3 protein-coding genes are annotated in these 11,494 nt (G+C 75.0%); all 3 read right to left on the reverse strand.

Features of this window, described 5'->3' with window-relative positions; translation table 11 throughout:
• Window positions 1-2,177, reverse strand: a 2,177-nt coding sequence (locus AB0P24_RS47265; protein ID WP_365805584.1) for a type I polyketide synthase, incomplete at its 3' end; no start/stop codon positions are given.
• Between the two features lie 83 nt (window positions 2,178-2,260).
• Window positions 2,261-8,839, reverse strand: coding sequence for an SDR family NAD(P)-dependent oxidoreductase (locus AB0P24_RS47270; protein ID WP_365805586.1), 6,579 nt, complete (start codon window positions 8,837-8,839; stop codon window positions 2,261-2,263).
• A gap of 28 nt (window positions 8,840-8,867) precedes the next feature.
• A partial coding sequence (locus tag AB0P24_RS47275; protein ID WP_365805588.1) for an SDR family NAD(P)-dependent oxidoreductase occupies window positions 8,868-11,494 on the reverse strand: 2,627 nt, incomplete at its 5' end.

The raw sequence follows: 11,494 nt of genomic DNA on the forward strand, positions 1-11,494 counted from the left end.
GCTTTGAGTACGGGTTGTTCGTCGCCGGAGAGGACGGTGGAGGTGGGGCTGTTGACCGCCGCGATGTCCACGCCGGGGTGTGGGGGGATGTTGTGCTCGGTGGTGGCCACGGCGACCATCGCGCCGCCTTCGGGCAGTGCTTCCATCAGGCGTCCGCGGGTGGTGACCAGTGTGGCGGCGTCCTTGAGTGACAGCACGCCTGCGATGTGTGCGGCTGTCACCTCGCCGATGGAGTGTCCGCCGACGATGTCGGGTGTGATGCCCCAGGAGGCGATGAGCCGGTACAGGGCGACTTCCAGGGCGAACAGTGCGGCCTGTGCGTACATGGTCCGGTCGAGGCGGTCCTGGTCGTCACCGAGGACGACGTCGCGGATGTCTCCGCCGAGGGCCGCGCACACCTCGTCGAAGGCTTCGCGGTATACGGGGAACGCTTCGTACAGCCCACGCCCCATCCCGGCCCGTTGGGAGCCCTGGCCGGTGAACAGCACAGCCAGCCGTCCGCGTGTCACCGTGCCCGTCACGACTCCGGGTGCCGTCTCGCCCCGCGCCACCGCGCCCAGGCCTGTCAGCGCCTCGTTCCGGTCGCGGGCCAGGACCACCGCGCGGTCCGGCAGCGCGGCCCGGCCCAGGGCCAGCGCGGCGCCCAAGGCGGGCAGGTCCACCTCCGCGTGTGCCCCGGCGTGGTCCCGTACCTGCCGTGCCTGCGCCCGCAGGGCTGCCGTGCCGTGTCCGGAGAGGAGCAACGGCATCACGGGGAGGGCGGCCGGGCCCGGTGTCTGGGCCGGCTCCTGTTCCGCGGCCTGTTCCAGGATCACGTGGGCGTTGGTGCCGCTGATGCCGAACGCGGAGACACCCGCCCGGCGGGGCCGTTCGACCTCGGGCCAGGGCCGCTGTTCCGTCAGCAGTTCCACCGCGCCCGCCGACCAGTCGACCTGCGGGGTGGGGGCGTCTACGTGCAGGGTGCGCGGCAGGATTCCGTGCTGGAGGGCCAGTACCGTCTTGATGACGCCCGCGACGCCCGCGGCGCCCTGGGCGTGCCCGATGTTCGACTTCAGCGAGCCCAGCCACAGCGGACGGTCCGCGGGGCGGCCCTGTCCGTAGGTGGCCAGTACCGCCTGGGCCTCGATGGGGTCGCCGAGGGCCGTGCCCGTGCCGTGTGCCTCGACCGCGTCGACGTCGGACGCGGTGAGGCGGGCGTCGGCCAGAGCCTGGCGGATGACGCGCTGCTGGGAGGGGCCGTTGGGGGCGGTGAGGCCGTTGGAGGCGCCGTCCTGGTTGACCGCGCTGCCGCGCAGCACCGCCAGCACCCGGTGGCCCAGGCGCTGGGCGTCCGACAGCCGTTCGAGGAGCAGGACGCCCGCGCCCTCGGCGAAGACCGTGCCGTCCGCGGCGGCGGCGAACGCCTTGCAGCGGGCGTCGGCGGCGAGGCCGCGCTGCCGGGAGAAACCGATGTAGGCGCGGGGGGTGCCGAGGACGGTGACACCTGCGGCGAGGGCCATGGAACAGTCACCCGCGCGCAGGGCCCGCGCCGCGAGGTGGAGGGCCACCAGGGAGGCTGAGCAGGCGGTGTCGACGGTGACGGCGGGGCCCTCGAAGCCGAAGGTGTAGGAGATCCGGCCGGACAGCACGCTGCCCGCCCCGGAGGTCATCAGGTAGCTCTCCAACTCCTCCGGGAGTCTGGTGAGTTCGCTGCCGTAGTCGCTGCCCGCGAAGCCGGCGAAGACCCCGACGTCCTTGCCGCGCCACGCGGTCGGGTCGATGCCCGCGCGTTCGAAGGTCTCCCAGGACAGTTCGAGCAGGAGGCGCTGCTGCGGGTCCATGGTGACCGCTTCGCGCGGGGAGATGCCGAAGAAGGCGGCGTCGAAGTCGCCCGCGTCGTGCAGGAAGCCGCCCTCGCGGACGTAGCTGGTGCCGTGGTGGTCGGGGTCGGGGTGGAAGAGGCCGGGCAGGTCCCAGCCGCGGTCCTCGGGGAAGGGCGTGATGCCGTCGTGGCCGCGGCGCACCAGGTCCCACAGTTCCTCGGGGGAGGTGACGCCGCCCGGGAGGCGGCAGGCCATCGCCACGACGGCGATCGGCTCGGACCGCTCGGCCTCCAGTTCGCGGACCCGCTGCTGGGAACGGCGGGCGTCCGCCAGCACGCGCTTGAGGTAGTCACGCAGCTTCCCGTCATCTGCCATGAGAGTTCGCTCCTGATGGAAACGCGTCGGAGGTCTGCCGGGCCGGGGCCTGGGCTGGGCCTGTGGTCGGAGGTCGCGGTCGGTCAGGTGGTGCCGAACTCCCGGTCGATGAGGTCGAACATGTCCTCGTCGGTCGCGGTGTCCACGTCGAACTCCTCGATATCGGTACCGGTGTGGGCCGGGTCCGCGGCCGTCCTCCACTGCTCGACGAGCGCGTTCAGGCGGGTCAGGACGGTGGCGTGGGTCGATGCGTCGGGGCTGGTCCCGGCCAGCGTCGCGGCCATGGCGTCGAGTTCGGTCAGCAGCAGCTCGGCCGGGTCGACCTCCTGGCCCAGCTCGGCGAGGAGGAAGCGGGCCAGGGCGGTGGGTGCGGGGTGGTCGAAGACGAGCGTGGCGGGCAGCCGGGTGCCGGCCCGGCGGGAGAGACGGTTGCGCAGCTCGACCGCGGTGAGCGAGTCGAAGCCGATCTCCTTGAAGGGCTGGTGGGGGTCGACGGCGTCGGCGGAGGAGTGGCCGAGGACGGCGGCGGCCTCCTGCTGGACCAGGTCGAGCAGGATCTTCTCCTGCTGTCCCGCGGTCGCCCTGGCGAGCCGGCCGGCCAGGTCGTCGGTGTCCGCCGCCGGGTTGTCGACGGCCCGGCGCGGGGCCCGGACGAGGGAGGCCAGCAGCGCGGGCAGGGTGCCGGCGCCGGCCAGGCCGCGCAGGGCGGCGAAGTCCATGCGGGCAGGCACCAGGACGGCGGCGGGGGTGCGCAGGGCGGCGTCGAACAGCTCCATGCCCTCGGGCACGGACAGGGCGAGCATGCCACCCTCGGCCATGCGTCGCTGGTCGGTGTCGTCGAGGTGGGCGCTCATGTCGGTGACCTGGCCCCACAGCCCCCAGGCGAGGGAGGTGGCGGGCAGCCCGGCGGCGTGCCGGTGGCGGGCGAGCGCGTCGAGGAAGGCGTTCGCGGCGGAGTAGTTGCCCTGGCCCGGGGAGTCGAAGGTGCCGGCTCCGGAGGAGAAGAGGACGAAGGCGCTCAGCGGCAGCGTGGCCGTCAGCTCGTGCAGGTTGAGCGCGGCGTCCACCTTGGGCCGGAACGTCGCGGCCAGCCGCTCCGGTGTCAGGGCGGTGATCACACCGTCGTCCAGGAGTCCGGCGGCGTGCACCACGGCGGTCAGCGGGGCGTCCGGCGGGATCGAGGCGAGCAGGGCGGCCGCCGCGGCTCGGTCGGCGACGTCGCAGGCGACGGTGCGGACGGTGGCGGCGCCCAGGGCGAGCAGCTCGTCCTCCAGCTCGGGCACGCCGTCGGCGGCCCGGCCGCGCCGCCCGGCCAGGACGACGTGGCGCACACCGTGCTCGGTGACCATGTGCCGGGCCACCAGGCGGCCCAGGGTGCCCGTGCCGCCGGTGACCAGCACGGTGCCGTCGGAGTCGAGGGGGCGGGGCAGGGTGAAGACGTTCTTGCCGGTGTGCCGGCCCTGGCTCATGAACCGGAAGGCGGCCGGGGCCTCCCGTACGTCCCAGGTGTGCAGCGGAAGGGGACGCAGGACACCCTGCTCGAAGAGGGCGGCCAGGTCCCGCAGCATCTCCCCTATACGGTCGTCGCCCGCCTCGTGGAGGGAGAACGCCCGGTAGACGACGCCGGGGTGGGCGGTCGCCACCTCGGCGGGGTTGCGCAGGTCGCTCTTGCCCATCTCCAGGAAGCGCCCGCCGCGCGGCAGCAGCCGCAGGGAGGCGTCGACCAGGTCGCCGGCCAGCGAGTCGAGGACGATGTCGGCGCCGCGGCCCTGCGTGACGTCGAGGAAGCGGCGTTCGAACTCCGTGGTGCGGGAGCCGGCGATGCGGTCGGCGGGGACGCCGGTGGCGCGCACGGTGTCCCACTTGGCGGGGGACGCGGTGGCGAGGACGTCGGCGCCCCAGTGCCGGGCCAGCTGCACGGCGGCCATGCCGACACCGCCGGCGGCGGCGTGCACGAGGACCGTCTCGCCCGCGCGCAGCCCGGCGAGGTCGCGCAGACCGTAGTAGGCGGTGAGGAAGGCCATGGGTACGGAGGCGGCCTGCTGGAAGGTCCAGCCGTCCGGGATCCTGGTGACGGTGCGCTGGTCGGCGACGGCGAGCGGGCCGACGGCATCGGGGAACAGGCCCATCACCCGGTCGCCGACGGCGAGTGCGGTGACGTCGGGGCCGGTCTCGGTGACGATGCCCGCGCCCTCGTTGCCGAGGGTGGCGTCGACCTTGTTCATGCCGAGCGCGACCAGGACGTCCAGGAAGTTCAGGCCCGCGGCCCGTACCTCGACGCGGACCTGCCCGGCGGCGAGCGGTTCGAGCGCGGCGGGGGAGGGGCGCAGCGCCAGTCCTTCGAGGGTGCCGTCACTGCCGGGCTCCAGCCGCCACGCCGCCGCGTCCGCGGGGGCGGTGAGCGCGCCGGTGGTTTCGGCGCGGGTGAGCCGGCGGGCGAAGCGGACGCCGTCGCGCAGGGCGAGCTGGGGTTCGGTGCCGGTGAGGACGGCGGGCAGCAGGGCGCGGGACGCCCGGGCTCCGTCGGTGTCCACGAGGGTGATCCGGTCGGGGTTCTCGGCCTGCGCGGACCGCAGCAGGCCGAGGGCGGTCGCGGCGGCGGGGTCGGTGAGTTCACGGTCGTGGTGCACGGCGACCGCGCCGTGGGTGAGGACCAGCAGCCGGGTGTCGTCCAGTTCGGGCGCGGCCAGCCAGGTCTGGAGCAGGTCGAGGACCCGGCCGGCGACGTCACGGACGGCGTCGGCGTTCAGCCCGTCAGCCGCCGCTTCCAGTTCGAGGAGCAGCGTCTCGGGGATGCCCAGGTCGGCGGTCTCGGCGAGTTCACGGATGTCCTCGGCGGTCGCCACCGGCACGGGGTGCGGCGCGTCCTCGACGGGGCCGGGCGCGGGGAGTTCGTCCCAGCCGACGCGGAACAAACGGTCGCGGACGGGGGCGGTACGGATGGCGGGCAGGTCCGTGGCGAGCGGCCGGGACACCACCGAGCCGACGGTGGCGACGGGCGCGCCCGTGCCGTCCGCCAGGTGCAGGGCGACCTCGTCGGCGCCGCGCGGGGTGACGCGGACGCGCAGCGCGGTCGCCCCGGCGGCGTGCAGGGCGACGTCGCGGTAGGCGAAGGGCAGGGCGAGCGCGGCGTCGGCGCCGACCGGGGCGCGGAAGCCGATGGCGTGCATGGCGGAGTCCAGCAGCACAGGGTGCAGTCCGAACCCGTCGGCGGACAGCCCCTGGTCCTCGGCGAGGGCGACCTCGGCGAACACCTCCTCGCCCCGCGTCCACACCGCGCGCAGGCCCCGGAACGCCGGCCCGTAACCGTATCCGGCGGCGGCCATCTCCTCGTACGCCTCCGTCACCCGCTCCGGGCCGACCGGGACCGCCCCGGCCGGCGGCCACGGGGCCAAGGCCTCCGGCGGGGTGCCGGCGGCCGGGGCCAGGAAGCCGCTGACGTGCCGGGTCCAGGCCGCGCCGGGGTCGGCGTCCGCGGGGCGGGAGCGCACGGACAGCGGGCGGCGGCCCTGCTCGTCCGCCTCGCCGACGAGGACCTGTACGCGTACGCCGTCGCCCTCGGCCAGGGGCAGCGGCGCCTCGACGACGAGCTCCTCCAGGGTGGGGCAGCCCACCTCGTCCCCGGCGCGCACCGCCAGCTCCACGAAGGCCGCGCCGGGCAGCAGCACCGTGCCACCCGCCGCGTGGTCGGCCAGCCAGGGGTGGGTGCGCAGCGACAGGCGGGAGGTGAACAGCACGGAGCCGGAGCCGGATGCGGAGCCGGTTCCGGTCCCGGAGATCTCGGTGACCGCGCCGAGCAGCGGGTGCCCGGCCGGTGTCAGTCCGAGGCTCGCGGCGTCGCCGTGGCCCTGCCACTGGCCCGACTCCAGCCAGTAGTGCCGGTGCTGGAAGGCGTAGGTGGGCAGGTCGGTGACGGCCGGCCGCTCCGGGCCGCCGGCGTCCCCGGCGCCCCCGTCGGAGTCCGCCGCACCGGCAAGGACCGCGGACCAGTCGACGGGCAGCCCGCCCACGTGTCCCTCCGCGAGCGAGGCCAGCATCCGGGGTGCGCCGCCCTCGCCGCGCCGCAGCGAGCCCACGGCGACCGCCTCGGCCCCGGCGTCCTCGAAGAGCTGCTGCATGGCGGTGACCAACACGGGGTGGGCGCTGGACTCCACGAAGAACCCGAAGCCGTCGGCGAGCAGTTCGCGCACGGCGGCCTCGAAGTCCACCGGGCGGCGGGCGTTGCTGAACCAGTACTCGGCGTCCAGGCCGGCGGTGTCGAACGCGCCGCCGGTGACCGTCGAGTAGAACGGGACGGCCGAGCGGCGCGGACGGACGTCGGCGAACATCGCGAGGATACGGTCGCGCAGCGGATCGACCTGGGCGCAGTGCGAGGCGACCGTGGAGCCGACGACACGGGCCCGCAGGCCGTCGGCCTCGCAGCCGGCCACGAACTCCGCGAGCGCCGCCTCCTCACCGGCGACCGTGACCGCGGCGGGCCCGTTGCGGCCGGCGACGGCCAGCCGCCCGTCCCACGCCGCGAGCCGCCTCTCCACCGCGTCGGCGGAGGCGGCGACGGAGGCCACCGCGCCCTTGCCGACCAGCTCCTCGGCGAACAGGGCGCTGCGCAGCACGACGATACGGGCCGCCTCCTCCAGCGTCAGCGCCCCGGCGACGTACGCCGCCGCGATCTCCCCCTGGCTGTGGCCGACCACCGCCGCCGGTGCCACCCCGGCCGCCGTCCACACCGCGGCCAGCGACACGTGCACCGCGAACAGCGCGGGCTGGAGCACCTCGATGCGCTCCATGGACGGCGCCGACGCGGCGCCCCGGACGACGTCGGTGACGGACCAGTCGAGGTGGCGGCGCAGCGCCTCGTCGCACTCGGCGAACCGGGCGGCGAACACGGGGGAGGAGTCGAGGAGTTCGGCCGCCATACCGGGCCACTGCGAGCCCTGGCCGGGGAAGACGAAGACGGTGTGCCCGGTGGCCGGGCCGCCGTCGCCCCGCACCACCTCGGGCACCGGGGTGTTCTCGGCCAGCGCGGCCAGGCCGCGCAGCGCGGCGTCCCGGCCGGCGGCCAGTACGACACCGCGCTGTTCCAGCGCCGCGCGCCCGGTGGCCAGCGACCGGCCGAGGTCCGTCAGCGCCACGCCGGGACGGTCCGTCACGTACGACCGCAGCCGCTCGGCCTGGGCGCGCAGCGCGGCCTCGCCGCGCCCGGAGACCAGCAGCGGCACGGGGGCGCCGGTCAGGAGAGGCTTCCCGGAAACCGCTTTGTCCACTGGATCGGTGGCGGCCGGGGCCTCCTCCAGGATCACGTGGGCGTTGGTGCCGCTGATGCCGAAGCCGGACACGGCGGCCCGGCGCGGCCGTCCCGTCTCCGGCCACGCCCGCTCCTCGGTCAGCAGCTCCACGGCCCCCGCCGACCAGTCCACCTGCGGTGTCGGGGCATCCACATGCAACGTCCGCGGCAGCACTCCGTGCCGCATCGCCATGACCATCTTGATGACTCCGGCCGCTCCGGCGGCTGCCTGCGTGTGCCCGATGTTCGACTTGACCGACCCCAGCCACAGCGGACGTTCGCGGTCCCGGCCGTAGGTGGCCAGCAGCGCCTGCGCCTCGATGGGGTCGCCCAGCGCCGTACCGGTGCCGTGTGCCTCCACCACGTCCACCTCGGCGGCGGTCAGCCGGGCGTTGTTCAGCGCCCGCCGGATGACGCGCCGCTGCGAAGGGCCGTTCGGCGCCGTCAGTCCGTTCGACGCGCCGTCCTGGTTGACTGCCGAGCCCCGTACCACCGCGAGTACCGGATGGCCCGCCTCGACCGCGTCGGACAGCTTCTCCAGGAGCAGCACCCCGGCGCCCTCGGCGAACCCGGTACCGTCCGCCGCCGCCGCGAACGCCTTGCACCGGCCGTCGGGGGCGAGCCCGCGCTGCCGCGAGAAGCCGACGAACGCGTCCGATTCCGCCATCACCGTGACCCCGCCGGCCAGCGCCAGCGAGCACTCTCCCGCGCGCAGCGCCTGCGCCGCCAGGTGCAGGGTGACCAGCGACGACGAGCACGCCGTGTCCACGGTCACCGCCGGCCCCTCGAAGCCCAGCACGTACGACACCCGGCCCGACAGCACACTGCCCGCCCCGCCCGTGAGGAGGAAGCCCGCGAGTTCGTCGGGGACCTCGGGCACTCCGGCGCCGTAGTCGTGGAAGGCGATGCCGGAGTACACGCCGACGTCCTTGCCGCGCAGGCTCGTAGGGTCGATGCCGGCCCGCTCCAGCACCTCCCAGGACAGCTCCAGCATGATCCGCTGCTGCGGGTCCATCGCCACGGCCTCGCGCGGCGAGATGCCGAAGAAACCCGCGTCGAACATCCCTGCGTCGTGCAGGAAGCCGCCCTCGCTGGCATAGCTGGTGCCGGGGTGGTCGGGGTCGGGGTGGAACAGGTTGTCCAGGTCCCAGCCGCGGTCGGCCGGGAACCCGGTGATGCCGTCGCCCCCGCCGGACACCAGCTCCCACAGCTCCTCGGGCGAGGACACCCCGCCCGGCAGGCGGCAGGCCATGCCGACGACGGCGACGGGCGCGGTGGTGGCCGCGACCGCCTTGTCGTACTCGTGCCTCAGCCGGGCGTTGTCCTTCAACGAGGCGCGCAGCGCTTCGACGATCTGTTCAGTCTGGCCGCTGCTCATGGCTGCTCCCACCGTGTCGAGTGCGCGATCACAACCGGTTCCCGTCCAGCGCTCGTTGGACCAGCCCGGCGACGTCCATTGCGTTGATCAGGTCGAGTTCCTCGGCGGCGGCCGTGGCGGACGGCGACTGCCCGCCGTCGTCCGGTCCGTCCGCGCCGGCCGCCCGGGCGAGCTGCCGCAGCGCGTCCAGCAGCCCGGCCTCCCGGAACCGGCTGAACGGAACCGAGGCCAGCGTCCGGCGGAGCTCCTCCTCGTCCGCCTCGCTCAGCTCCTCGTCGGCCGCGTCCGCGAGCAGTTCGGTGCGCAGGTGCTCCACCAGCGCGGCGGGCGTGGGGTAGTCGAAGACGAGGGTGGCGGGCAGCTTGGTGCCCAGGGCGGCGCCGAGGGTGTTGCGCAGGTTGACCGCGGCGAGCGAGTCGAAGCCCATCTCCTGGAAGGCGCGCCCCGGCTTCACGGCCTCGGCGCCGCTGTGTCCCAGCGCGAGTGCCGTGTGCTCGCGGACCGCCTTCATCAGCGCGCGTTCCCGCTCGGCGTCGGAGGCCGCGGCGAGCTGCCGCAGGAACTCCGAGGCCGACTCGTCGCCGGGATCGTCCGCCGCCGTCAGACCGTCGACGATCTCCCGTACGCCCGGCAGGTCGCCGATCAGCGGGCTCGGCCGCAGCGAGGTGAAGGCGGGCACGAACGCCGCCCAGTCGACGTCCACCACGGCCACCCGCGTGTCGTCGCCCCGCACCGCGAGCGTGAGCGCCGCCATGGCCTCCTCGGGTGCCATCGGCAGCACACCACGCCGGCGCAACTGCTCCCGCGCAGCGGCGTCGGACGCCACACCGAACCCGTCGATCACACCCCAGGCCACCGAGGTGGCCGTCAGCCCCCGCGCCCGCCGCCGTTCGATCAGCGCGTCGAGCTGGGCGTTGGCGGCACCGATGAGCCCCTGCCCACCGCCGCCCCACACACTGGCGACGGAGGAGAAGACGACGAACAGGTCCAGGTCCCGTCCGGTCAGCAGCGCGTCGAGGTGCCACAGCCCGTCGACCTTGGCCGCCAGCGTCTCCGCCAGTTCCTCGACGGTGGTGACGTCCGCCTGGGCGACGCGCGCGAGGTCGGCGGTGTGCACGACGCCGGAGAGTCCCGGCGCGACGGCGGGCCCGGAGAGCAGCCGCGCGAGCGCCTCCCGGTCGCCGAGGTCGACCTGACGAACGGTGATCTTCGTGCCGTGCGCGCTCAGCTCGTCACGCACCTTCCGCACCCGTGGCGCCTCCGGGTCCGACGAGACCGTCAGCACCAGGTGCTCGGCCCCGGCCTCGGCGAGCCAGCGCGCGGCGTGCCGGCCGAGGCCCTCGGTGCCGCCGGTGACCAGCACGGTGCCGCGTGGCCGCCACTCCGGTCCCGCCGTCGCGCCCGGGAGCAGCGGACGGCCGCTCATCCTGCGCACCAGCGCGCCCGTGGGCCGGACCGCGAACTGGTCCTCACCGTCCGGGGCGGCCAGCACCCCGAGCAGCGTGCGGGCGGCCCGCTCGTCGAACACCTCGGGCAGGTCGACCAACCCGCCCCAGCGGTCCGGCTGTTCCAGCGCCACGGCGAGCCCGAGCCCCCACACGGCGGCCTGCTCGGGGGCGTCGATGCCGTCCGTGCCACCGACGGTGATCGCGCCCCGGGTGGCGCAGTACAACCGGTGCCCCGAGCCCAGGTCGCCGAGCGCCTGCACCAGCGCCAGGGTCGCCGCGACACCCTCGGTGAGGGTGGCACCGCCCGGCCGCGGACGCCGGTCGAGCGCGAGCAGCGACAGGACGCCGCCGACGTCGTCCACTCCCGCCAGCGCGCCCCGCAGCGTCTCGGCCAGCCCGCCCCGGTCGGCGGCGGCCCCGGCCTGTACGACGACAGTGCGCAGCCCCTGCCGGTCCAGCGCCGGCGCGACCCGCTCGGCGTACTCCTCGGCATCGCCGCCGTCCGGCAGCACGACCAGCCAGGTGCCGGACGGCACCCCGGACGCGGCGCCGGGCAGCGGCTTCCACAGCACCTCGTAGCGCAGCCGGTCCGCCGCGACCCGCTCGTCACGCCGGCGCCGCCACGCCGACAGCACGCCCAGCGCCCCGCCGACGGCGTCCAGCTCCGCACCGTCCCGCACCCCCAGCGCCTCACCCACGGACCCGAGGTCCTCGCGCTCGACGGCATCCCAGAAACGGGCGTCGGCATCATCGGCGGCACCGGGGCCGCCCTCGCCGGTCAGCCAGTAGTGCGCGCGCTGGAAGGCGTAGGTCGGCAGCTCGGGAAGGTGAACGGGCGGGAGGGACACACCGAGGTCGACGGGGACGCCGGCGATGTGGAGTCGGGCGAGGGCGGAGGTGAGGGTGCGCACCTCGTCGCCGCCGCGGCGCAGTGCGGGGACGAGGGTGGTGTCACTGTCGTGGTCCAGGTTTTCGCGGGCCATGGCGGTGAGGGTGCTGTCGGGGCCGAGTTCGAGGTAGGTGGTGACGCCGTGGTCGGCGAGGGCTTGGATGCCGTCGGCGAAGCGTACGGTCGCGCGTATGTGGTGTGCCCAGTAGGCGGGGGTGCGTATGGCGTCGGGGTCGGCGAGTTGTCCGGTGGTGTGGGAGAGGAGGGGGAGGGTGGGGGTGTGGAAGGTCAGGCCTTCGAGTACGTGTTGGAACTCGG

This window comes from Streptomyces sp. NPDC086519, from assembly GCF_040686075.1.
Taxonomy (GTDB): domain Bacteria; phylum Actinomycetota; class Actinomycetes; order Streptomycetales; family Streptomycetaceae; genus Streptomyces; species Streptomyces shenzhenensis.

Excerpts from the sequence above, each read along its gene's own strand:
- AB0P24_RS47270 (WP_365805586.1), bottom strand. The coding sequence starts at position 8,839 with ATGAGCAGCGGCCAGACTGAACAGATCGTCGAAGCGCTGCGCGCCTCG.